Annotated in this window: 23 protein-coding genes; 11 read left to right on the forward strand and 12 right to left on the reverse strand. The window is 36.5% G+C overall.

What is annotated here, in order from left to right:
• Window positions 1–108 precede the first annotated feature (108 nt).
• Window positions 109–261: a GNAT family protein gene (locus RHTP_RS02535; RefSeq protein ID WP_212742849.1), complete on the forward strand. Its 153-nt coding sequence runs from the start codon at window positions 109–111 to the stop codon at window positions 259–261.
• Between the two features lies 1 nt (window position 262).
• Here RHTP_RS02535 and RHTP_RS02540 read toward each other — a convergent pair whose 3' ends face one another.
• The 3 genes from RHTP_RS02540 to RHTP_RS08780 form a co-directional block, all read right to left on the reverse strand.
• Complete coding sequence (locus tag RHTP_RS02540) at window positions 263–1561, reverse strand: ATP-binding protein (protein ID WP_138106561.1); 1299 nt, start codon at window positions 1559–1561, stop codon at window positions 263–265.
• A 362-nt stretch (window positions 1562–1923) separates the two neighbouring features.
• The gene (locus tag RHTP_RS02545) at window positions 1924–2346 is read right to left on the reverse strand and encodes a YjdF family protein (RefSeq protein ID WP_138106562.1); all 423 of its coding nucleotides are present in this window, start codon (window positions 2344–2346) and stop codon (window positions 1924–1926) included.
• A gap of 481 nt (window positions 2347–2827) precedes the next feature.
• Window positions 2828–2992 carry a hypothetical protein gene (locus tag RHTP_RS08780; protein ID WP_171005711.1) on the reverse strand — a complete coding sequence of 55 codons (165 nt, stop codon included), beginning with the start codon at window positions 2990–2992 and terminating at the stop codon, window positions 2828–2830.
• 59 nt (window positions 2993–3051) lie between these two features.
• Between RHTP_RS08780 and RHTP_RS02550 the strand changes: the two genes are divergently transcribed.
• A complete protein-coding gene (locus tag RHTP_RS02550) occupies window positions 3052–3687 on the forward strand; it encodes a DUF4143 domain-containing protein (protein ID WP_212742850.1) in 636 nt (211 codons plus the stop codon).
• A gap of 130 nt (window positions 3688–3817) precedes the next feature.
• Window positions 3818–4801 carry a phosphatidylglycerol lysyltransferase domain-containing protein gene (locus tag RHTP_RS02555; RefSeq protein ID WP_138106564.1) on the forward strand — a complete coding sequence of 328 codons (984 nt, stop codon included), beginning with the start codon at window positions 3818–3820 and terminating at the stop codon, window positions 4799–4801.
• A 6-nt stretch (window positions 4802–4807) separates the two neighbouring features.
• Here RHTP_RS02555 and RHTP_RS02560 read toward each other — a convergent pair whose 3' ends face one another.
• Window positions 4808–4993, reverse strand: coding sequence for a hypothetical protein (locus RHTP_RS02560; RefSeq protein ID WP_138106565.1), 186 nt, complete (start codon window positions 4991–4993; stop codon window positions 4808–4810).
• 201 nt (window positions 4994–5194) lie between these two features.
• On the opposite strand from RHTP_RS02560, the gene RHTP_RS02565 reads away from it, so the two are divergent.
• Both RHTP_RS02565 and RHTP_RS02570 read left to right on the forward strand, forming a co-directional pair.
• Window positions 5195–5593 carry a hypothetical protein gene (locus tag RHTP_RS02565; RefSeq protein ID WP_138106566.1) on the forward strand — a complete coding sequence of 133 codons (399 nt, stop codon included), beginning with the start codon at window positions 5195–5197 and terminating at the stop codon, window positions 5591–5593.
• Between the two features lie 26 nt (window positions 5594–5619).
• Complete coding sequence (locus RHTP_RS02570; protein WP_138106567.1) at window positions 5620–6285, forward strand: hypothetical protein; 666 nt, start codon at window positions 5620–5622, stop codon at window positions 6283–6285.
• Between the two features lie 72 nt (window positions 6286–6357).
• On the opposite strand, the gene RHTP_RS02575 is transcribed toward RHTP_RS02570, so the two are convergent.
• The 3 genes from RHTP_RS02575 to RHTP_RS02585 all read right to left on the reverse strand — a co-directional run bounded on the left by RHTP_RS02575 (window position 6358) and on the right by RHTP_RS02585 (window position 10168).
• Entirely contained in the window at window positions 6358–7206 is an 849-nt protein-coding gene (locus RHTP_RS02575; RefSeq protein WP_138106568.1) for an alpha/beta fold hydrolase, read from the reverse strand.
• 62 nt (window positions 7207–7268) lie between these two features.
• Window positions 7269–8849: an FAD-dependent monooxygenase gene (locus tag RHTP_RS02580; RefSeq protein ID WP_138106569.1), complete on the reverse strand. Its 1581-nt coding sequence runs from the start codon at window positions 8847–8849 to the stop codon at window positions 7269–7271.
• 8 nt (window positions 8850–8857) lie between these two features.
• Window positions 8858–10168, reverse strand: coding sequence for a PhoH family protein (locus RHTP_RS02585; RefSeq protein WP_138106570.1), 1311 nt, complete (start codon window positions 10166–10168; stop codon window positions 8858–8860).
• 204 nt (window positions 10169–10372) lie between these two features.
• Between RHTP_RS02585 and RHTP_RS02590 the strand changes: the two genes are divergently transcribed.
• From RHTP_RS02590 to RHTP_RS02605, 4 genes are all read left to right on the forward strand, one after another.
• On the forward strand, window positions 10373–11152 hold the full coding sequence (locus RHTP_RS02590) for a hypothetical protein (protein ID WP_138106571.1): 780 nt from the start codon (window positions 10373–10375) through the stop codon (window positions 11150–11152).
• Window positions 11153–11313: 161 nt separating this feature from the next.
• Window positions 11314–12513 (forward strand): SH3 domain-containing protein, encoded by a 1200-nt coding sequence (locus RHTP_RS02595; protein ID WP_138106572.1) that lies wholly within the window; start codon window positions 11314–11316, stop codon window positions 12511–12513.
• Between the two features lie 25 nt (window positions 12514–12538).
• Entirely contained in the window at window positions 12539–12931 is a 393-nt protein-coding gene (locus RHTP_RS02600) for a GNAT family N-acetyltransferase (RefSeq protein WP_138106573.1), read from the forward strand.
• A 1-nt stretch (window position 12932) separates the two neighbouring features.
• A complete protein-coding gene (locus RHTP_RS02605; RefSeq protein ID WP_138106574.1) occupies window positions 12933–13085 on the forward strand; it encodes a GNAT family N-acetyltransferase in 153 nt (50 codons plus the stop codon).
• Between the two features lie 199 nt (window positions 13086–13284).
• Here RHTP_RS02605 and RHTP_RS02610 read toward each other — a convergent pair whose 3' ends face one another.
• The 3 genes from RHTP_RS02610 to RHTP_RS02620 all read right to left on the reverse strand — a co-directional run bounded on the left by RHTP_RS02610 (window position 13285) and on the right by RHTP_RS02620 (window position 17585).
• Window positions 13285–14820 (reverse strand): Npt1/Npt2 family nucleotide transporter, encoded by a 1536-nt coding sequence (locus tag RHTP_RS02610; protein ID WP_138106575.1) that lies wholly within the window; start codon window positions 14818–14820, stop codon window positions 13285–13287.
• A gap of 600 nt (window positions 14821–15420) precedes the next feature.
• The gene (locus RHTP_RS02615) at window positions 15421–16758 is read right to left on the reverse strand and encodes a DNA recombination protein RmuC (RefSeq protein WP_138106576.1); all 1338 of its coding nucleotides are present in this window, start codon (window positions 16756–16758) and stop codon (window positions 15421–15423) included.
• Window positions 16758–17585, reverse strand: a complete 828-nt coding sequence (locus RHTP_RS02620; protein WP_138106577.1) for a CDP-alcohol phosphatidyltransferase family protein — start codon at window positions 17583–17585, stop codon at window positions 16758–16760. The genes RHTP_RS02615 and RHTP_RS02620 overlap by 1 nt, the downstream gene beginning before the upstream one ends.
• A gap of 358 nt (window positions 17586–17943) precedes the next feature.
• Between RHTP_RS02620 and RHTP_RS02625 the strand changes: the two genes are divergently transcribed.
• Both RHTP_RS02625 and RHTP_RS02630 read left to right on the forward strand, forming a co-directional pair.
• Window positions 17944–21108 carry a ribonucleoside-diphosphate reductase subunit alpha gene (locus RHTP_RS02625; RefSeq protein ID WP_138106586.1) on the forward strand — a complete coding sequence of 1055 codons (3165 nt, stop codon included), beginning with the start codon at window positions 17944–17946 and terminating at the stop codon, window positions 21106–21108.
• A 21-nt stretch (window positions 21109–21129) separates the two neighbouring features.
• On the forward strand, window positions 21130–22164 hold the full coding sequence (locus tag RHTP_RS02630; protein ID WP_138106578.1) for a ribonucleotide-diphosphate reductase subunit beta: 1035 nt from the start codon (window positions 21130–21132) through the stop codon (window positions 22162–22164).
• Here RHTP_RS02630 and RHTP_RS02635 read toward each other — a convergent pair whose 3' ends face one another.
• Both RHTP_RS02635 and RHTP_RS02640 read right to left on the reverse strand, forming a co-directional pair.
• Window positions 22165–23280, reverse strand: a complete 1116-nt coding sequence (locus tag RHTP_RS02635) for a hypothetical protein (protein ID WP_138106579.1) — start codon at window positions 23278–23280, stop codon at window positions 22165–22167.
• Window positions 23281–23355: 75 nt separating this feature from the next.
• Window positions 23356–24501: a hypothetical protein gene (locus RHTP_RS02640; RefSeq protein WP_138106580.1), complete on the reverse strand. Its 1146-nt coding sequence runs from the start codon at window positions 24499–24501 to the stop codon at window positions 23356–23358.
• Between the last annotated feature and the right edge of the window lie 28 nt (window positions 24502–24529).

Genomic DNA, 24529 nt, shown 5'->3' on the forward strand with positions numbered 1-24529 from the left:
CACACATGCTCTCACAAAGAACTCCTCATCGACTTCTCACGATGTTTCATTCTCGGCTAGAATTGGACTCCAGTTGAAGTACTTGAAAAAGCTGGAAGATAAAAGCCTATGAAAGCAGAAATATCCATTCGCGATTATCAGCCAGAAGATGTACAAGCTCTTGCCAATATCTATTACAACTCAATTCACCGAATCAATACTCAACACTATACGAAAGAGCAAGTGGATGCGTGGGATCCCTCTTTCAAGCTTAGAAATTGATTTAAATCTCTTTCATATCAAGGATTTTTTGCTGAAATAACAACCTCTTCCAAATCGGCATCACTAAAATCCGAACCCCGTCCATTTCGATTATATCGTGTTCATTTTCCGTAAGAATGATCCCTTCCTGCAAATCGTAGGTTCTCATGGCTTCCATCAGTCCTTCAATTTCCCGTTTTTTTACCTCAGGATTTGATAGACTTGTCGTCACTTGTATAGCTTGAACGATCCGATTCCCTTCTCTCAGAAGAAAATCGCATTCTTTCTTCTCCTTGTGGAAATAGATTTCTTTTGACTGCATTCTAAGGTGAAGAAATACCACATTCTCCAAGAGACGCCCTCGATCTTCGCTCACCCGGAATCCAGTCGTTCGAATCAGAGCTGGATCGATCATGTAGCATTTTTTATTGGATTGAATTTGTTTTTGCAGGGAGTGGCTGTAGCGGTAGATAAAGAAGTAGAGATAACATTGCTCCAAATAATCGCAATAATTTGCGATAGTGTGAGGACTACTTATACCAACAGTTTTAGCCAGATTTGTGTAGCTAAATTCTTTCCCTATATTGCTTGCTAAGTAATAGACTGTTTCCCGCAACGCTTTTTCGTCCTGAATTTTATAGCGAACAATAACGTCACGGTAAAGAATCCCTTCCAGTAAGTCTTTCAGATATTCTGTTTTTTCAAATTCTACGTATTCTGGAATTCCCCCATTTTTTAAATAATTGGAAAAATGATGCAGGATCATGCCAACATCAGTGGTCGATAGAGCTTTTTTGGAAAGCGCTTCGGGGTACCCATGGCGTACGATTTCGAAAAAAGAAAGCGGAAACACTTCCAATTGAATATGCCTACCTGTTAGATGCGTCCCCAGTTCTTTGCTCAAAAGCCTTGCGTTCGATCCTGTAATATAGATCTTTTTTCCCTGCTCATATAGCCTTCGGACAAAGCGCTCCCAGCCTTCAATATTTTGGATTTCATCAAAGTAAAACACGGACTGATCTCCGAATAGCTCTATGAATACCTCCAGCAACGTTTGAAAATCCTTTACTTGGAAATGTACAAGCCGTTCATCATCGAAGTTAAAGTAGTAATCTGAATAATTATTTGCCTTGAGCAATTCAAACTGCAGCATGCGTTGGATGGTCGATTTTCCAGATCTTCGGATTCCGCTGAGGATAATGATATTTGGGTCGTTTACAAAACTCTGGATCGTTTCAGTCACTGTACGGCAATAAAAATTCTTTGGGGATCGATATTTGAGTTGATCCATGATGATTTGCTTGAGAATTTCCCGGTTCATGTTTTCCTCTCTTTTCCCTCGATTATGCCATAAAACCGTGTATTTTCAATACATGGTTTTTTAGATAACCGTGCATTTTTAAACGTATTAATATATTAATATATTAATTATTAATGACTTAAAAAAAATTTGTAATTTCAGTCTTGAGCAATAAAATCTCAACCAAAAGTTCTGAATGCATCTCTGCCTTCATTTTAAGGCTTCACTTTGCGAAAAAGGGATACCCTGATTTTACAATTAGCTAACAGCCTGCTAGCCTAATTCCATGAGGGCATATAGTTTCCTGCTTCTTCAAAAGCTTACGACCATAGAAGAACGTCTCTGGTAAGGCAAACAGGACCATCGCCAATGGTAGCATCCCATTAATGCCCTCGATGCTTCTCTTTTCTTTTTTCTTGCCTGAGTACAAATTGATCATCTTTACGAGCTTGTTTATTGGCACTGCTAATGCTTTTCTTGTCTTTCTTATTCTTTTCAAGCTCCTCTCGTATGTAGTCTTGCGCTTGAGTTGAAGGTTGTGTCGTTTCCTTCATCCTTGCCATTTCACGACGGACTTCTCTTTGTGCTCTTTTTGGATTCATGCGCTGGATTTGAATGTTAATTTCCTTAGCTTTCCCAAATTTCAGTTCATGATAAGATTTAAGAACAAACTCATGAACCTCAGGATCAGACGGCTCCTTACCGAAAATATGCCTTGCAATTGCATATCCTTCTTTGTCGATCCGCTCAAAAGCCCCTACCCAAAGCCGCTTTTCAAAGAAAATTGTTGCTTTAACTGTAGCCATTTTATCCCTTTACATGGCTCAAGATGCTAGCATACCTTTTCAAGGTTTGAAAGGAGCAATCTAGCCATTTTCATGAGCTGTTCTACTAATTTCACAAAAAGATGCTATTTTTTGTGAAAAAACCCTACCATAACCATCTGGCCTTCATGTCTTCTAACTTGCCTATTAACTCTTGAGTTATATACCCTATCTCGGTTTATTTAAATAAACAGGTTATTGTAAGGGGCGATTCGTTCTTTTAAAGACTTCGATACAGAAGCATTTTTTAAAAATGGAACACGTGCAAGAAAAAGAGGCTAGGATATCGCGAGATGTTGTGAGGAGAAAGCTTGACATGTTACACTACGCAAAAGAGTTAAAAGATTTGCATTCACTAGCGCGCATTTTTGATTAGATCCATTATACCAAGTTATATCGATTTTATGTATAACTGTATATAACTTGGTATAAGTATTTTATCTCATTTTAATATGCTATGGTTTTACCTCCAGTTGATTAAACTGGCCCAAACACTACTTCCGTCATCTGCATTAATTATGAGATAACTCTCTCCAATCGAATAATCGCTTTTATTGATAATAATCCGATCGCCTACTCTCCATTTATAAGTATTAAATGTTCCTATCCAGCCAATTGCCCACTCCATTCCGTTTTGAGTAAGGATGGTGTATCCATTCTTATCAATTTTCTCAATATAGAAGCTCTTTGTCGGATCTACAGAAACCGCATAAGGATGTCAATTCACAGATAAGTACAGCCCCTTTAAAACAGGCACTTGATTTGCTTTCTAAAGCCAGAGTATGTCATCGAATTATAGCAACCTCAGCCAACGGATTACCTCTTGGCGCAGAAGCTGATGAGAAGTTCTCGAAGGTGATCATGCTGGACTGTGGACTTTGTGGTGCATCCTTAGGACTTTCATTACATCAATTAAGATCGGTATCTGAAATTTCTATGATTAATAGTGGAGGTATGGCCGAACAGTTGGTAGGTCAGCTACTACGTACGATATCTCCTGCATATATCCCCCCTTCTCTCTATTACTGGCAGAGAGGGAAAAAGGGAGCTAAAGCTGAAATCGATTACATCATTCAACACGAGAATCAGGTAATTCCCCTTGAAGTAAAGGCAGGTACAACCGGAACTCTTAAGTCACTTCATCAATTCGTGAAGGAGAAAAAGAAAACAATTGCTATCAGGATTAATTCTGATGTTCCTAGATTAGGTCCCATACATGTAAAGAACCCTCTTGGCTCTTCTATTGAGTATAATCTGTTATCGCTTCCTTTCTACCTTTTAGGACAACTTCATCGACTCATCAAGAGTTCAGAAGGCGCTTAAAAAGTCCTCGGGCAAAAAGCTTCTACAACAAATTTTATTAAACCTCTTTAAGGTTAGATAAAAAACTTCATTTGACTAGATTAATTAAAATTTGATAGGAGTTGCTTTATACAATAAAACAATAGAATACATGGAACAGATTGCAATAAATGCTGATAGACTGCGCCTAGTAGAGCTGGTACGTAAGTGGGCAGAGGTAAATACAGATGGTATTTTAGAGAAAACAACCCAGATTTTCTCTGTTCCTCATATAGATGGTATTATTGGCTATCGTATCGAATTAAAAAACGCTGTTGTTTACGGAGATCCGGTATGTGCCCCTATAGATAAAATAGCTCTTGCTAAAGAGTTTGAAAAATATTGCCAAAACCAAAACATGAAAGTAATCTATATTATTGTATCTGAGGAATTCGCTCATCTAGCTGTAGAGCATCTCTCCTTTTCTTTAATTGAGTTTGGGAAAAAGTTCCTTCTTGATCCTTTTAAGTATGTAGATGCTAAAACAAGATTGCTGCGTAAAAAAGTTAGACAATCCTCTCGCAGTGGAATTGAAATCTTAGAATATACCGGTAGTGATCCTCAGATAGAACAATCCATGGAACAATTAGCTACTGCATGGGTTACTGCAAGAAAAGGAATACAAGTTTATTTGGCTACGCCAACTCTGTTTGCAGATCGTATAGGAAAACGATGGTTTTTTGCTAAACAAGAAGGAAAAATTATTGGATTTGCCTTATTGAATGAACTTCAATCCCATCAAGGATGGTTACTAAATAATGTCATGGTAGCTAAAGAGGCTCCTTCCGGTGTTTCAGAGCATTTGCTGGTATCAGTATTAGAGACGTTAGAAAAAGAACAATGTCGCTTTGTTTTAATAGGACCAGTGCCAGCTAAAGAGCTTGGAAAGGTTATAGGTCTAGGACAAACCATCGTATTACTAGCGAGCTTAACTTTTAAAGCTCTAAAAAAAATATGTCGTTTAGATGGGCATGAGATTTTCTGGGACAAATTCCAACCAGAGCTGAAATCTTCCTATTTACTTTTTCCAAAAAATCGATTTCGTCCCTCGAGTATTATTGCTCTTTTACGTGCATTAAATATTACTTTACAATAGATCCCTTCACATCACGATGCATTTTGAAGGTAGTTGTTTGGATTTAAGCGCTTCAACAACTTCTCTTGAATAGTTTTTTGAAATGGCAAGATGCGCGAATTCACTACCAAGAGCTAGGACTTTACCGCCAAATCCTTTTTCATAAAGAGCTAGTAATTGTAAAATAACCTCGCCTGAATACCCGTGTTCCATGGCTTTTTGCAAATCAAAGGTCTGAACTTTTATTTCACGATCAATTAAAAGGCTTAAAATCTCATCAGATACAATTCCTATCGCATAAGATGCCCGAAAATCTTTAAGATTGGGACATTTTTTAATTATTTCTCTAAAAAAAGCATCAAGTTCTGAGCATTCATTAAAGCTGTAATTATTTTGGAAAATAGACTCTGCAATTTGATATCTAATCTCCTTAGTTTTTTTTACAAAGGATTAAATGGTTTTACTAAGGTATTAGCTGTAGGAGCTCCTATAATCATAGGTATCACATTCCCAGCTCTTATTGGATACTCTTTAAATGTTTCTCTTAGTGAGTGTTTTATAGCTATACCCCTGAGCTCCTTCTCAACAGGCTTGCCTTTCTTTAAAGCTAAAGACGGGGATATTGACAGGTTTTTTCTATTGCGAAGCCGTGGTTATAAAGGAAAAGACTTTGATGCAATCTCTCTTGGCATGCTTGCAAGCAAAGCATTAAAAAAATTGCAACAACCAAGACAGGGAAACGCCAGTAACAATTCTGATTCGTCAGATGTAGATCCTTTGGAGTCAGTAACTATTGAAGAACTTCTAGACTAATTTTTTTTATAAAAAATAGGGGGAATATGAGCGCTGTCATAGGTGCAAATATCAGGCTAGATTATGCTCCATCTAGTGAAATGGGCATAGAAAGTTCAGATAGATGTGATCTTCTTATAAGAGCTGATGAGGAGCTACAAGCTAGATTTGTTGAGTATCAAAATACATATATTAGAGCTGCATCTTTAGATGTTGCTAATTTACAGGCTTCTATACAAGAACACACTGCAAGAGGCCAGGCATTTGGAGAAATAGCGGGTTCTCTTGGAGCTTCTACGCTAACAGCAATGAGCTGGTGGCACGGGTGGACTTTGCCATTTGCATCTTTGTGTCCCCCTCCCATTAGATTTATCATGGCTGCCATTGCTTCCGTAGGTGCTATTTATGCTGCTAAGATAGCGGGTGGCCATGTTGCAGCATTTGTATCTACACCACCACCTCCGGTTAATGAAGAAGCCTGGAAAAGAGCTGTTGCATTACGGGAAATGACGACGATGTCTCTTCTTATTATTGAAACATCCAATGAGCTCAGTCCAACCGATTCTCATGATCAACAACAGTTGCAAGAACAAGCTAGAAAAATTGCTCTGTGGGCCAAGAATCGCCTAAGCATGTTAAAAGAAATTTGGACCACTCTACCTGTATTAGAAAACGATCCTTTCCAAATGCTAGATAATTTAATGAAAATTTAAAATCTTTGCTCAGATGTAAGGTACTGCAAAAAAACCTATTTTCTGGACGGCTAAAAACGGATTTCTAAAACACTAATTTTTTACATCTCCTGTATGGATAAAAGCAAGCACATCTGCATTGAGTTTATCCTTATGAGTAGCGAATAAGCCATGTGGAGCACCTTTATAGACTTTTAACTTGGCACTTTTTACTATTTTAGAAGCTAAGAGAGCTGAATCTTTAAACGGAACAATCTTATCTTCATCCCCATGAATAAATAAACTGGGAACATCAATTTTTTCGAGATCTTTCGTAAAATTGGTTTCGGAAAACTCTTTAATACATTTGTAGAGCGCAGGATAAGCAGCTAGTTTTGATTGATACAAGAAGTCATCAAGCACCCCCTCTGAAACGTGATACTTGGAGCTATCTGCTCCATAGAATGAAGGAGCAAGGTCTTTAAAAAATTGAGATCGATCTTTATGCACTTCCTGGCGCATTTTATCAAATACCTCTAGGGGCAATCCTCCAGGATTCGATGCAGTCTTAACCATTTGAGGAACCACAGCTCCTATAAATATCGCCTTATCTATTCTCTTTGTTCCATAAAGACCTATATAACGCGCAATCACTCCTCCTCCTGTTGAATGACCAATCAAAGTTACTTTATTTAAATTAAGATTTTCCAATAGTTTAGCCAAATCACTTGCATAAGTATCCATATCATGGCCCTTCCAAGGTTGACTAGATCTTCCGTGACCACGCCTGTCGGGTGCAATACAACGATAGCCATTGCAAGCTAGAAAAGACATCAGACCTTCCCATGCATCAGCATTTAGTGGCCACCCGTGAGAAAAAACTACAGGATCTCCTTCTCCCCAATCTTTATAGTAGATAGTGACATCTTGGTCTTTCTCTTTACCTACGTTGAGATAACTCATATATGCTCCTTTTGTTTAAATATTTAAAGTAGGGGTGTAATCAATTATACATTGATTTGTTTCTAAGTTTTAAAGATAGAATTAAAGTATGCCTTTATATCTAACTCATCGATTCTTTTGTTGCGATACCCAATATACCCATCAGGACGAATGATATAGACACAAGCGGTTTTTGCTCCGTAAATTTGATACGCTTCTCCTGTAGGGTCCATGCTAGGTGTTATCAAAATTACATTGATGAATGCAGATTTAAAGCGCTGCAAACTTTCTAGGTTGTTAAAAACAAGCATTTGAAATGCGGTAGAGCCACTCCAGATGGTATAAAGATCTGAGAGTTCTCCGTTGAATAGAGTGGGAGCATTGGGAGCTCTTGAGCCCGCTCTGGGACCTTTAAAATATCCTTTATCTACAACAATAAAACTTCTTGGATAACGTATGGCTATTTGGGAAATCCTATTAGCTAAAGATTTTCGAATAAAAGAAAATCGATTTAAGAAGGAAATTATGTGGTTGCGCAACCAAATAGCAATAGGATTACGCATAGTTGCCATATAAGAGGCGTATTCTGTGGTTTTTAGAATAGTTTTACCTACTCTATGACGTTCTAAATCGTAGGTTTTTACTAACTCTAAAGAAGCTTTGTTTTTGTGAACTAGGGCTAATTTCCAGGCTAAGTTAAATACATCCTGTAGACCGGTGTTCATCCCTTGTGCCCCTATAGGACTGTGAATATGAGCCGCATCTCCTGCTAAAAAAACACGTCCTTTTTGATAAGTGTTTGTCATACGACTATTAATATGAAAATTTGCCATCCAAATGGGATCTGTCAGATAGATTTTTTGTCCTGCATATTCTTGAAGAAGATTTTCTATTTCTTGTAAATTTGGTTCTTTGACTAGCTCCTTACTAACTTGTCCATAAGGTAGGTTTTTATGATTTTTTAAAAGATTTCGGCAGCGTAAGAGTTGGAAAATCAGGCGATAACGATTTGGCTCAGGAAGAGGAATGGCGGCTAAAAATCCTTTAGCATTTAAAAAAATACTCACTTCATTATGGGGATACTCCCAGAGAATGTGTGCATCAGCAAGAGAGAAAATATCAGCAAAGGCTTTACCTTCAAAGACAAGTCCTAATTGCTTGCGCACCTGGCTATGAGCACCATCGCATCCTATCACCCAAGAGGCTTTAACTCTTTCTTCTTTTCCCGATTCTCTATGCTGCAGAACAACTTCTACCTCTTGCGCACTTTGCATGAGCTGAACACATTCTATTCCTTTTTCGATTCTTACACCAAGCGTTGCAGCATACCTAGCCAAAATCTCTTCGGTTTTGGCCTGCTCAAGGCTTAATACAAAAGGATAAGGAGATTTTAATGTGCTTAATGGAATCTGCGCAAGGCGTTGAAAATGACTAATTGGATCAGCTGCTTGTATTTGAATCCCTTGAGCTAAAAAATCTTTTGCAATTTTTAGGTGTCCAAAGATTTCCATAGTCCGAGCTGGAATACCAACAGCTCTAGAGCGATCTGCATAAGCTCTACCTTTATCGATAATTCGACAAGAAAGACCATGTCGAGCAGCTTCTGCTGCCATTAGCATTCCAGTTGGTCCAGCTCCTATAACCAATACTTCAATCACTTCCATTGATAAAGCTATAATACCTCTGTGGCTAAAGCAGCTAATTCAGAGCGCTCTGTGCGGTCTAAGAAAATATGCCCATAGATAGGATGTTCCTTAAATCTGCCTACCGTATAGGTTAAAGCGTTGGAGTCTTTATCTAAATAAGGGTTGTCTATTTGCGTAGGATCTCCGGTTAAAACTACTTTTGTCCCTTGGCCTGCTCGAGAGATAATGGTTTTCACCTCATGAGGCGTTAGATTTTGTGCTTCGTCGATGATGATATACATATTGGGAAGCGTACGGCCACGAATATAGGTTACCGCTTCCATTTCAATTTTTTTACTTTCCATAATCCATCTTTGCGTTTCAGCTGAATTAGCTGAGCCTGTTGATTCACATAAAAATTCCAAGTTATCATAAATAGGCTGCATCCAATGATAGAGCTTTTCTTCTTTACTACCTGGAAGATATCCAATATCTTTTCCTAAGGGTACAATGGGCCGACTTACTAGAATTTTTTTATGATTCCCATCATCAAAAACCTTTTTCAAACCCACAGCTAAAGCTAAAAGGGTTTTTCCTGTTCCTGCAGGTCCCATAAGGGTTACTAGTTTGATATCATCACGCAACAGCAAGTCTAAGGCACATTTTTGTTCTATATTCAAAGGATGAACACCCCAGATATCTCTTGGTAGCTTGAGTAGAGGTTCTAGCTGTTTTTTTTTGGAGTTGTATTTGCACACAGCAGATGACTGCTCTTTGGAACTAATCAAACAATATTCATTAGGATATAAATCGGGTAAATCAATCGGTAGGACCCCGTCTTTATAGAATAGATCTAGATCTTTCTTGCTCATGTCTAACTTTCGATATCCCTTATAGATATTCTCGTAAGAAAATCTTAAGTTAATATAGTCCTGTGATTCTATCCCTACAGCCTCTGCCTTGACGCGCACAATAAAATCTTTAGAAATAATGGAAACTGGGACCCCTTGCTCCTTTAACTTAAAAGCGCTGAAAACAATTTTATGGGCACTGCGATCCAAAGAAAAAGGAAAGGCTCCTCGATCTAGAGATTTCGTATCCATTTGCACTTTCACTACAATATCATTTTCAATAGGTACTCCTTGAGCTAGTTGACCTGGGTGCGCATTTTTTAATCCATCGATATAGCGTAAAACATGACGAGCGTTCTTCCCTAACTCATCCGAAAATCTTTTCATTCCATCTAGCTCTTCAAGAACAGCAAGAGGGATTACGACATCATTATTATGAAATTTAATGATCGCGTCAGGGTCATGTAAAAGAATATTTGTATCAATGATAAATGTTTTACGAACCACTTGATTTCTCCTTTAGTTCAGGTTAAAGTGCAGCATAGCGTGCTCTTTTACTAGACTCAACCTAATTTTTTTAACTAAATTTTAAGTATTTTAACATTAATCTCTTATGAAGTAATTTCAGCAATTGACTATTTCGAGTGCTAAATTCTTGACGCTGAACTTGAAGATCACTTATAATGGATTTTGTACTTGAAGGAGAAATTTATGAAAATTAATCAGAAAATGCTAAATATACCCCCTTATATATCTACCTCCTGGAAAAATGTAGCAGCTTTGTATGTTGATAATCAGCAGAATAAGCCAGTTCTTAGTGTTGCTCTTCTTAATGGAACTTGTGTACAAATTCCTAACTTGACGTCTTGTGTTCTAGAAGCGATTTTTTCTATGCACTCTCAATACCTAGAGCAAGAACAATCTTTATCTAATAAAGAGAAAATGATTTTGCCAAAAGGAGTGTTGGGAATTATTCCTGGAATGGAACTCGTCAATACCTCTGAACTAACTGAGGATCCTGAATCTCTTCAGAACCTCACAACTTTTTTAAAGACCTTAAGTGCTTCATTTAAAGGAATATTACCTGGAGTAGACTTGCTTCTACAGCACAACTCTCAATTGACAGAGGCTCCTCTTCTCTCTAAAGATATTTTAGAACATATTTTTTCCTTTTTAAAATCTTTAGATGAAGGCTCTATGCTGAATGGTTTGCTTACTAAACCTGAGCATCCTCACTGCAACTGCCCTTATTGTCAAATCAGTCGTTTTGCTCAAAATAAAACAGAAGAGATTGAAGAAGAAGTGTCTGATAAAGATTTAAAATTCAAAACTTGGGATATTGAGCAGACAGGTGATAAGTTATTTGCTGTGACAAATCCTTTTGATGCAAATGAAAAATACAGCGTGTATATTGGCGATCCCATTGGATGCACTTGCGGAGAAATGCGTTGCAAACATATTCATGCAGTATTGAGCACAGATATTGCTTAAACTTTTTTTTCTTCCATTAATACTTAATTTAAGGATTAAATAAGCTTAAATCATCTATTTTCTTGTAAATGTTTTGTCATACTCGATAAATTTGTGGTAGGAAAAAACAATTCTTCCTAGAATGACGACTAGATTATTATGATCAGGAGGAATGTAGTAGCATGTCTAAGTCTTTTAAGTTTTTTTGCGCATCCTTGTGCGTTTTTTCCTTCCATTCACTTTTTGCAGATGGATTTGCACAAGAAGATGTATTTAATGATTCACCAGCTGTTCAAAATTCTGAAACCCCATCAATTTCTCTCTCAACACAGCAAGAATCATTTGAACCTTTTACTGGTAAAGTAAGAGGAAGAAAAGTCAGATTACGGTTAAATCCAAGTTTAGAAGGTGATGTCGTTGCAGAAATGCAAGCAGATGAGCTTTTATCCATTGTTGGAGAAAAAGAAGATTTTTGGGTGGTCTCTCCTCAAAAGGATTTTAAAGTATATGTCTCCCGTAAGTATGTATTAGATAGCTTTATAGAAGGAAGTCGCGTCAATATTCGCTTAGAACCAAGTGTTGATGCTCCTAGTGCCGGCTTCTTTGATCATGGCTATGCTGTAAACAATCCCTTGATTTCTTCTAAGGATCAAAAATGGTTTGAACTTGATTGTCCACCACAAGTACAATTTTATGTTGCAAAGCAATATATAGAGTATGTAGGAGGACCTGAAGTAAAAGAGCAATTCGATGTGCGTATTGCTACAGCAGAACAAAAACTAGCTTCAGCAAATTTACTTGCAAAATCAGATCTACATAAAAATGTAGATGAAATCGATTTCACAAAGCGAGTAGATGCCTATAATGAATTAATCAATGAGTATAGAGATATCGCTGCTGTTTCTGAGCAAGCTAAAGATTCTCTAGTGGATTTTCAAGAAAAATATCTACATAAAAGAATTCAATACTTAGAAGCCATGCAAACCCAAAGCGCTTTTTCCGATACAGAAGATGGTAGATCTGATCCAGACAATACGGTTTGCATCAATCAAACCGATAAGATGAAAATGTGGGAACATGTAGAAGAAGCTCTTTTCTTAACTTGGACCAACATGAACTACAACAAGAACATACAAGATTACTATCAAGAGCAACAAATAACGGCTAATGTCATTTCCGGAATTGTTGAGGCTTATAACTCTGCTGTCAAAAACAAACCCGGCGATTTTATCCTACGCGATAAAGATATTCCTCTTGCCTATGTATATAGCACCGTTGTCAATTTACAGGATTTAGTGGGTAAAAGAGTTTCTCTTATTGCTACACCACGCCCTAATAACAACTTTGCTTTTCCCTCCTATTTTGTTTTAGACGTTAAGTAATTTTAAGAAATGAAAGGAGCTTGTTTTGAGCTCCTTTTTTAAAAAACACAGCTCTACTAACAAAAAGATGCATTCCTGCCAGATCTCAAAGTTTAAAAGCCTATTTAGCAAAGAAAGCTTTTTCAACTTTACTATTATACTTGAGAATGCAAAAGTACGTTTAAGACCACTTGACATTACTGATCAAGAACACCTAACTACACTTGCTCTTAACCAGGATATTTGGGCATACTTTGCTTTAAGAATGTCTGATTCAACAAGCATTACAAACTATATTAAGGGTGCTCTACAACAAAGAATGTCTAGATCAAGATATACCTTTATCATTGAAGATCCTGTTACTAAAACTATCATGGGCTCAATCGCTTTTGGTAACTTCTCTAAAAATGATAAACGTATAGAACTCGGTTGGAGCTGACTTGGAAAGAATTGAAGCTAAAACAGATGTTTTAAATCTAAGAGCAAGAAAAGCGCTTATTAAAATTGGGATGACCGAAGAAGGAATCTTACGAAGCTTTAATATTTCTATACTAAATGAAAAACTTAGAGTGAGACTTGGCACAATATTCTGAGATTTAGTCTTTGCCTTTACGCAGGGAATTAGTTCAGAAATTTGAAAGATCTCATGGTTTTTTATCAATTTCCGATAACGGTTCTAAATCCACTTCTTCAGAGAGTAGTTGTAAATCCTTAAACTTGCGCCTATTATCTCATAGGCAAGGCGAAGGTGCTTATTATCAGAAACTTAAAGACGCCTTAAAACTAGCATTTTTATAGATTAGAGCCTGATAGACTTTGCACAATAATGGGCTTTTCTACTGTAGTCATTTCTTTAAATTGTTTACCTAAATAAAAAGTAGATATAACCCAGGCTATTAAAATGACAAATAAAATAACAGCTACAAAAGGAGCTGAAAGAGATATGCTTCCCATTAAAATAATAAACACCTGATAAGCTAATGAAGAACCAGACTTGCCTAAACTTGAACCTAGACCATCAATTGCTGCTTTTCCTTTGATTTTAGACTCGCTATTAAGAGGTAAAAATGCTATTTCTTTAGAAGCATCAAATACAGAATACTTACAGGCTTTACTCAAACAATTTTGCAAAGATCCGCAGTACGCAACCATTGTAAAAGGAGCTAAACCAAAAACAGTTGCTGAAAAAGCAGCTAATGAATCAGCGCAAAACATAAAAGTAAAAAACCCAACTGCTACAAAAGTCATGATTACTGGAGTTATAACTGCAGTAAAAGTCCATCCAAGTCTTGTAATCAAAACGGAGAAAAATAAAGCTCCAAAAGTAGCTAATACACCAATTCCCATGGTGATTTTATTCATGTGCTCAAGCATGAGATTGGGATCTTTAAATAGACTTTTTAATTGAGCTTTCCATAGGACGTCTGTTAGATTAATGCTAATATTATAACCCAAAAAAATAATTGCTAGCGGGACTAAATATCTAGAACGAAGAATATATTTTATGCTTTCTCTAATTGAAAGATGTTTTTTTACTTCTTGCTTGATCAAACAGGTATCTTTTTCTTCTTTAGAAGTTAATACATAGCGATTAATCCAAGCATAAAGACCCATACAAGCAATCCCTAAAACTATCACTAACAAAATGAGTTGATAAATTGTCTGGCTCCAGGGATACTCATTAGTAGGCAAAAAAGAAATAGCAAAGGGTTTACTAAAAATTAAACCTAGCAACCCTCCTAAAATGGGAGCTATATTTGAACCTATATTTAAAATCCCATATGTTCTCTTTGCTTCACCTACGTCTGTTACATCATTTACAAAACCCCAGTAGAGCACCCCCAATATTAAAGTAGCCCATAGCTCTGAAACTATATAAAAAGAGGTAAAAACCCAATTGCGCACTAAAGCAATTAATCCATGAAATCCTTCGGGAAGAATGGTAGACAACCAATTTCCTAATGCATGTAAGTGTAGTTTTTCACTATTTGGATACAAAAAGAAAGCAAATACAAAAAAATAAATAAGAAAACTTGATATGATAATATAAAAAACAGCTGTTTTGTCAAAATAGCGATTCAAGCGAATGTATAACCAAGTGGCACCGATTGCAGCTGGAAAGGTTCCCCATACTTTAATAAAAGGAATCACCTCTGCTCCAGAGTGTTTTGCTGTTAGAATGACCACATCTTTTAAATTTCGTAGCACGTCATAACTTACACAAATGAGGAATAGTAAGAAAAACAAGGAAACAACTTTTTTAAGTTCAAAGCGATGAACAGGCAAAAAAACACTTCTTAAAGCACCAAATACTTTTGATTTTTCCATAAACCTTTTTATTAAAGAGACTTTTAAAATCCTCTAACAGAAATTTTTATAATCTCAAATTTAATATTTTATAGAACTCATTATTTTTTAACACCTTTTTCTATCTTATGTTCCTAGACCTAGCACCCAACTTTTTCGAATTAGGCCATGTATTCAAGCTGCTGTTTCTCAAATAAGTAAATAATCTTTTTTCCGATAAGCTCTCGAACAATCTCTTGAAACTTAGCTTCAAAGGGTAACGTATTTAGATTTTAGTACTAACCTTTTTTTTCTCTTCTTTAGAAAGAGCAATTAGTCGATTAGCTTTGATTCCAACCAGGTACTTCTTGTTTATTTCATAGTAAATTCTTTTTTGCTCCAAATCAATTATAAGCCAATACACAATCAAATTTAACTCGATTGACAACAGCTTGTACAATAATAGATCAAAACATTTGATTTTTGCTGACTGATGATTTTCTTTTGCTAAATTAATCTTTTGGCGTTACTAATGATCATCGTTCCTATACCTCGGACAACTTTACTCATAACCTCTTCTTAAGGTCTTCTATTGTTTTCAAGATTTCTAAAAAACCCAATTTAGACAGAGGAAGCAAGCTTTTAAGAGCCTTTGTCTTTATGCAGGGGAGCCACAAGCTCAGCAATTTGCAAATCTCGTGGTTTTTTATCAATTTCCGATAATGGTTCTAAATCTACCTCTTCAGAGAGTAGTTGTAGATCTTTAAATTTGCGCGCTGTTACTAAAACACGAGTCTCTAAAGACCCCACTGCTTTATTATAGGATTCAACCGCTTGGGCTAAGCTCTTACCCATTTTAGACCAATGCCCTGTCATATCAAGCAATCTTTTATATAACTCTTGACCAAGCTCTCTTACTTTCTCTGATTGCTTGGATAAGTTTTCCTGCCTCCAGCCGTAAAACACTGTACGCAAAAGAGCAATTAGCGTTGTTGGTGTTGCAATAATTATTCCTTGTTCTGCACCTACTTCAATTAAAGAAGGATCGTATTCAAGCGCTGCACTAAAAAAAGCTTCTGCTGGTAAAAACAAAATGACAAATTCAGGAGCAGGTTGAAAATGCTCCCAATAACTCTTTTTGCTTAAAGCATTAACATGAGCTCTTATATGTCGTGCATGATCGCGAAACTTAGCTTCCTTGATCTTTTCGTCAGGATTGTACATGGCTTCTAAGTACGCTTCTAAAGGAACTTTGGCATCAATGACAATTTGTTTCCCGCCGGGTAAGCGAATGAGAAGATCTGGTCTAATGCTTGCCTCTTCTGTGGCCTTATATTTTTGCTCATAAAAGTCACAGTAGTTAAGCATGCCAGCTAATTCAACGATTCTCTTTAATTGCATCTCTCCCCACCTACCACGAGATTGAGGATTTTTTAACACTTGTACAAGATTAGCTGTTTCTGTTTTAAGTTGTTTTTCACTATCGGTTAAAGCACGCACTTGCTCTTTAAAAACCTCTCGCTCAGATTTGCGTTCATTTTCATATTTACGCATCTCTAGATCGAGCTTGATTAAGGTCTCTTTAAAAGGTACAAGCATTTCTTCTACTGAATGCTTGCGTTTATCCAAATCTGATTGGGCAGAGATACGCCATTTAGCAATTTCTGTTTCAGCAACAGATAGAAATTGTTTGTTATTATGCTCTAGAGCTTGAGAAGATAGAGATTGAAATAAGAGCTTAAAGTGTTGCTCTGCTATCTCCATGGCTTGTTGTCTTTCCTCAGAGCTTTTTTGCTGCAACAAAAGTGTGAGAATCTCTTTCTCTTTTTCTTTTAGTTGCAGATCTAAAGTAGATGCTTCTTCTGCTTTTTGCTGAGCTAGAGCTAAGGAGATCTCTAGTTTTTTTCGACTCATAAGTGCAAAAGCCACAAGTCCCCATCCAATGATAGCTAATAAAGTAATAAAAAGGTCCTTATTCATTAGTCCTCATGCTCAGGCTCAAAGTCCACTAAAGTTTTTGATTTCCTGCCTGCGATCAAGCGAATAATCGATAAGGTCCACCCCAGAAGAATATAGCTCCATGTCACAATGGTTAACATAATGGGAAAGAAATAAAGCGTTCCATAAAAAATAAAAATAGCTGAAACCACAGTCCCAAAAACCAGCTGAAAAGAAGGAACTCGAAAATGTAGGGCTTTAGAGCTGGGGAACTTCCAACGACTTACCATAAAATAACCTAAAATAATCATTACAATGCTCAAAGTGATAGCATGGGCTTCTTCAGATAGGGGAAAATAGTTATGGAAAAAGTCGGAAGCAAACAAGAGATTTAGAGAAACCGCAGCTAACGCAGCAGCAGGAATGGGAAGGCCTGTAAAATGTTTTTTTGCAGATAAAGCTTCTGCATTTGTTTTAGGTTCTACTGTTTTTACATTAAAACGAACGAGCCGTAAAATACCACAGATGGAATAGAGCATAGCTCCTAAAACGGCTAAAAAAGACAATCCTGTTCCAGGCTCTAATGATAATGTTTTAAGAAGCAAAACAGAAGGTGCTACTCCAAAAGATATGGCATCTGCTAATGAGTCGAAAATAAATCCAAATTCGCTCTCTGCTCGAAATGCTCGAGCAACAGCGCCATCTAATAAATCTGCAAAAGCCGCCACTAATAATAAAAGCACAGATATACTTAATACTTGAAATAATCCAGAACCGGGTTCTACCATATTTACTTTAAAAATAACAAATAACCCACAAGCTAAACCAAAAGCTGTGATCATGTTGGGAATGAGATAAACCCTTCGCATAAACCCCCTTTTTAATTTTAAAAATTTAAAGCTTTTTTGCTTTTCTCTTATCTATAAAATCGTATCAGTTTCTTAGAATTGTTGCACTCTAATCACTTAAGTTCTTTGTTTAGAAAAGCATAAAAATAACTTTTTAAAAAGTATATTTTTTACTAGACAAGTAGCTTTTGGCTACTATATATGGTGTGTATGATTCAAATAAACTACCATATGTAGTATAATGATCTTTTATTTTTTAGACTTCGCTGTAATTGCTTAAAACGTTAATCTAGGGGCCATAACGAGTAGACTCAAAGATCTTAAGCCATCTTTATAAAAAACTAAAACACTTGGAGCAAAAAAATATATGAAAGGTTCAATGACTCAAGAAGATCCTGTAAAATTACAAGAGTGTAACTCCTCACCTCAAACTTCTCTACAGCATTTCACTGTTGTCAAACGCAATGGTAGCATTGTTCCTTTTCGTCAAGAAAGAGTCTTAAGAGCTATTGAATGCGCCTTTCGCGATACCAAGAAAGTCGATAAAGAAACCTCTCTTAGCCCCTCTTTACTCCAATCTATCGATCAAATTGTGAATCTAGTGATTGAAGATTTATATAAATTAGCTGTCCAAGGAACTTCTTTAACGGTTGAAGGAATTCAAGATCAGGTTGAAGTTTGCTTAATGAAAGCAGGTCATCATGATGTAGCACGAGATTATATTATTTATCGCGATCAACATAAAGCCTTGCGCGATGACTCTGCACAAAGCTTAAAAATTATCAGAGAAGATGGGATAGAGGTGCGTTTTAACCCCATGAAAATCGCTTCTTCTTTGGAAAAAGCCTTTCGCTCTTCTATGGAAATCACAGGTTTCTCTCCAAAACAAGTGGTAGAAGCCATTAATTTGCTCACACAGAATGTAGTTGCCAGGGCGCTGAGCCTTTCTAAAACAGGCGTTACCCTTAGCTCTGTTTTGATCGAAGATGAAATCGAACAGCAATTAATGAAAGCGGATTTTTATAGTGTAGCAAAGCACTTTATCTTACATAGAGCTTTACTGGGCAGACAAAATGAGCTCAAGTTCTCTTATCCTATTCCAGAAGATAGAACAACACGTGAATTTACTATTCTTGATCAAGAGCAAAACAAGCGCATAATTACGGAAAAACAGTTATTTATCCGTATTAAAGTAGCCTGTCGCGGATTGGAAGAGTTGGTATCTGCTGATGAGCTTCTAGAAAACACGGTCTCTAACTTTTATGAGGGCATTAAGGAAAAAGAGGTTGACCTAGCCCAAATTATGGCAGCTCGTACAAAAATTGAAATTGAGCCCGCTTACTCTAAAGTAGCAGCTCGCTTGTTATTAGATGTCCTCTATCGAGAAACCATGGAAATTAGCTCTTCAGATCCTGATTTAGAATCATCTCATCGCAGCTACTTTAAAAAGTATATCAAAGAAGGAATCAAACTAAGCAGGCTACATCCTGATTTATTAAAGTTTGACCTTGATCTACTCTGTCATGCTATGCAACTACAAAGAGACGATCAATTTACTTATCTTGGGCTACAAACCCTATATGATCGCTACTTTATCCATCATGAACAGCGGAGGCTAGAAACACCGCAAATTTTTTGGATGCGTATTGCCATGGGCCTTGCCATGCAAGAAGAGCAAAAAAATGAACGTGCCATCGAATTCTATAACGTCCTTTCTACCTTTCTCTTTATGTCGAGCACACCTACGTTGTTTAACTCAGGAACACTTCACTCGCAATTATCCTCTTGCTATCTGTTAACGGTACAAGACGATTTGGGCTGTATTTTTAAAATGATTGCCGATAATGCACAGCTATCCAAGTGGGCTGGGGGAATTGGCAATGATTGGACAAATATTAGAGCAACGGGCTCGATTATTAAAGGAACAAATGGGTGTAGTCAAGGGGTTATCCCTTTCTTAAAGGTAGCCAATGATACTGCAGTTGCTGTCAATCAAGGCGGTAAGCGCAAAGGTGCTATGTGTGCCTATTTAGAAACATGGCATCTAGATATCGAAGATTTTCTAGAGCTGCGCAAAAATACAGGGGATGATAGACGGCGTGCTCATGACATGAATACAGCTAACTGGATTCCTGATCTATTTATGAAACGAGTGAAAGAAAATGGATTGTGGACCCTATTTAGCCCAAACGACGTTCCCGATCTACATGATCTTTACGGGATGGATTTTGAAAATCGGTATAAAGAATATGAGCAGATGACAACATCTGGAAAAATCAAACTGTTTAAGCAAATTGAAGCGGTTCAGCTCTGGCGCAAAATGCTCAGTATGTTATTTGAAACAGGGCATCCTTGGATCACTTTTAAAGATCCGTCTAATATCCGTTCTACACAAGATCATGTAGGCGTCGTACATAGCTCTAATCTGTGCACAGAGATTTTGCTCAATACTTCTTCCGATGAAACCGCTGTATGTAACTTAGGCTCGGTTAACTTAATCCAGCATATGACTCCTCAAGGGATCAACGAAGAAAAATTAAGCGCTACTATTCGCACAGCCGTGCGTATGCTTGATAATGTAATTGATATCAATTTTTATCCTACACTAGAAGCAAGCCACGCAAACTTAAGGCACCGCCCTATTGGTTTAGGAATGATGGGATTTCAGGATGTTCTTTATGCATTAAATATTAGCTATGCAAGTCACGAAGCTATTGCTTTTGCTGATAAAAGTATGGAAATGATCTCTTATTACGCTATTTTAGCCTCTAGTGAATTAGCATGTGAAAAAGGCACTTACTCCTCTTACAAAGGTTCAAAATGGGAAAGAGGGTTGTTACCTATAGATACGATTTCTCTACTTGCAAAAGAACGTAGAGAAAATCTTAATATGGATCAAACCTCTAGTATGAATTGGAACATTGTACGTGATTCGATCAAGAATCATGGTATGCGTAACTCTTATACTATGGCAATTGCTCCCACAGCAACCATTTCCAATATCACAGCAGTCACACAGTCGATTGAGCCTTCTTACAAAAATCTATTTGTTAAATCTAATTTATCCGGTGAATTCACAGTTCCTAATGTATACCTTGTAGATCGCCTTAAAGAACTTGGTATTTGGGATCAACAAATGCTCGATGATCTTAAATACTTTGATGGTTCTGTTGCAGAAATTGACCGTATCCCTCAAGAAATTAAACGGGTTTATCTAACTGCCTTTGAAATTGATCCAGAATGGCTCATTGAATGTGCTAGTCGTCGGCAGAAATGGATTGACATGGGGCAGTCTTTAAATCTGTATCTAGCAGAACCCAGTGGTAAAAAATTGCATCAAATGTACTTCTTTGCTTGGCAAAAAGGATTAAAAACTACCTATTACCTGCGTTCTTTGGGTGCTACCCAGATTGAAAAATCGACAACAGATATCAATAAACGAGGGCTGCAGCCTAGATGGATGAAACACAAATCCGCCTCAAGCAATATTGCATTGCAGCGCAAGAGTTGTAACCTGGATGAAGGATGTGAAAGTTGCCAATAACTCTTTAAGGAGATCATAACTATGAACGAAACTACAGACACAAGAAAACGAGTTAATGTAGCACAGAAAAAACTGATTAACTGCAATCAGGTAGATGTAAATCAACTCATGCCTCTTAAATACAATTGGGCATGGGAACATTATATGAATGGTTGCGCCAATCATTGGATGCCTACTGAAGTTCCTATGGCTAAAGATATCGAGCTCTGGAAAGCTAAAACTTTAAGTGAAGATGAACGCAGAGTGATTATGCGTAACTTAGGGTTTTTTAGCACCGCTGAGAGCTTAGTTGGCAATAATATCGTACTGGCTATCTTTAAGCATGTAACAAATCCTGAAGTGCGTCAATACCTGCTGCGCCAGGCATTTGAAGAAGCTATTCATACCCATTCCTTTGTCTATATCTGTGAATCCTTAAACCTTGATCAAGGTCTAGTATTCAACATGTACAATGAAATCGCTAGCATTAAAGCTAAAGATGAGTTTCAAATGCAGCTAACAGCTGAGGTTTTGGATCCTAATTTCTCAACTGATACAACACAAGGAGCGCAAAAATTTTTAGAAAATCTGATTGGCTATTACCTCATTATGGAAGGGATTTTCTTCTATAGTGGATTTGTCATGATTCTCTCCTTCCATCGCCAAAATAAAATGACGGGAATTGGCGAACAATTCCAGTACATCTTACGCGACGAGACCGTCCATTTAAACTTTGGCATTGATCTCATTAATGGAATTAAAGAAGAAAATCCAGACCTCTGGACTTTTGAGTTTCAAAATCAGATTATTCGAAAAATTAAACACGCTGTTGAATTAGAGATCGCTTATGCTCAAGATTGCCTACCTAGAGGAATCCTTGGCCTTACCTCTTCTATGTTCCGCGAGTACGTACAATATGTTGCAGACCGTAGGTTAGAAAGAATCGGTCTTAAAGCGGTCTATCACTCAAAAAATCCCTTCCCTTGGATGAGTGAAACAATGGACCTTGGCAAAGAGAAAAACTTCTTTGAAACCCGTGTGACAGAATACCAATCAGCTTCGTCCCTTACCTGGTAATCAAGAGCAGGGAGAAATCCCTGCCTTGCTTAAATATTCTAATTGCTTTTCTAAAGATTCAATCATCTCAATTTTTCTTTCTTTATCTATTTTTAAGTTACTATTATCTCTGACAAGTTTGCCTAAAAGCTGTTTTGGATTAAAAAAAATAGGAGCGTCGAGGAAATCTTGCGCGAAGAGCGTATTATCAATCCACATTTGATATCTATCATTTTCTTCTTTGCAGCTTGCTATCATTTTTTTTAATGATATTTCTTCAATTTGATCTTTATTTTGATTTCTATACCTTTCTAGTTGAGATTCTAAAGATTTAATCTGTTTATCGTTTTCTGTATTTTCTTCTATTAGATTAATCCCCCTAATCAAAAAATTGATTAACATTTTCTTCACAGCTCCTTCTAAACTAGCTGCTCTTTCTTCCGAGATAAATCCCTTTACCTTATTTGATCGGAAAAGCTGGTTTTTACTAGGATGAAAGAATGTTTCCCTTGCTAATTGAAATATAATTCCTTGTCTTTCAAGAAAAACCTCTCCTTGTTCTGATAAAAAAATCTCTCTCTTTCTTGGCACAAAGACTTGCCCTCTATTTACAAGAGCAGCCTTGCCTTTTTCTATGAGCAAAACTTCCTTGTTTTTTATAAAAATCTCTCCTATCTGCGATAAAAAAACCCTTCCCCTGTCTAATAGAAAATCCTGACCGGCTTTTAATAAGCCCTGTTTTGCTTCTTGTGTTAGAAAAACCTCCTCATCTATTATAAAAACAGATTTTTGTTCTAATCGAAAAATCTTTCCTCTTTTTAATCGAAGTTCTTCTCCCATCTTAGACTGAAACAAAAATTTCCCTTGTAATCTCTCCCTCGAAAAAAAATGTACTTTTTTAAGACCATCTAACCAGGGTTTTATAAAACCATTCCAGGTTTTATGTTCATTATTTTTTTTCAACTGCTTTTCTAAATCCTCCTTTAAGCCTACGACAGGCTTGAAAGAAGTGAATTCCAAAGGAACAGCATGGATTTCTTGTTGAACTGACGCACCTTCTTGATAAGTATTGCTTAGCTCTATACTAGGAGCGCAATATACCCAAGAAAAGGGGTTCAAAATAGTCGATACACACATAATGCAATTCCTTAAACTGGTTTGAATGATAATTTTTTAGTTTATAGTTTTTAATAAATAAATGATTTTTTTAGTTTAAACTAAACATTTTGTAAATGTTTCTATACCCGCATGTAATTTAGCTGCCTTCTCATGTAGTTTTTTAAAATAACTATCTATATCCTCAAGCTCTTTTTGCTCTTTATATAACTTTTTTTCTAACTTATTTAATTTATAAAGATAAATCTCCTCTGATAAAAGCTCTTGGTATACGGTATTTATTTCTACATTTTCAATTATTTGAGTTCCTAAAGACTGGAGTATCTCCTTTTTTTTCTTATTTTCCTGTTTTAACTCTGCATTTTTAAATGAAGGAAACTTTAAATCCTCAAACGTTTTTAAGTTAGGTGCCATTGAACGTTTTATAAAATTTAGAGTTAGATTAGAGTTAAGATTTTTATCTAAAGATTTAATCCATTCTTTGTGTAATTCATTCTTTTTTTCTAATTCTGTTATTTGCGTATTTGTTTGCATGAATACAGACTCAGGCTCTTCTAGTACGATGGTTTCTGTTGAGTTATAGATCGATTCTTGACTGCTATAGCCTGATTCTTCAGATATTCCACGAACATATTTAATAGAAGCTTCTTCTGGCACAATAGTTTCTGTTGAGCTAGAAAAGGAATATCTTTTGATTGCTTCTTCAGAAACTTCTAATGGCTGATAACTAGCTACTGCATCTATCATTTCTATGTTTTCTTCTTCTATTTTTCTTAGCAGACCTTCTAAAAACTGAATCTCTTGATTTTTTTTCTTACATTCTTCTGTTAAATGGCTATTTTCAATACTAAGATCTTTTAAGATGCTCTCTATAGAAGATTCCCATTCATTTTTGTAATCACTTATCTTTCTTAATTCCGGTTTTTGCATCTTTTGTAATACAATTTTTATATTTTTAATCCAGGCTCGGTATTGCTTATTTTCTTGTTTAATATCTGGTATTGCTGAAATGGATTGGCTACTATCATAAGAAATCTGTCGATTAGTATCTAAAGGGGTTTCTTCGGCTTGCTGCTGAGGAAAAGATGAAATAGCAACAGCCTCTACCTCTTCGCGAAAGGAAGAATCTAGAGCCTGATAGCTATATCCTTTAAACAGAATTTCTTCGCATTGAGTAATAGCTGGAATAACTTCAGATTTATTTTTATGTATAAAGCCATGCCAATTCCACATAAATGGCATACAGACCTCTTAATAGTTTTTTTAATAA

Origin of the sequence: Candidatus Rhabdochlamydia sp. T3358, assembly GCF_901000775.1 — a bacterium.
Lineage (GTDB): Bacteria > Chlamydiota > Chlamydiia > Chlamydiales > Rhabdochlamydiaceae > Rhabdochlamydia.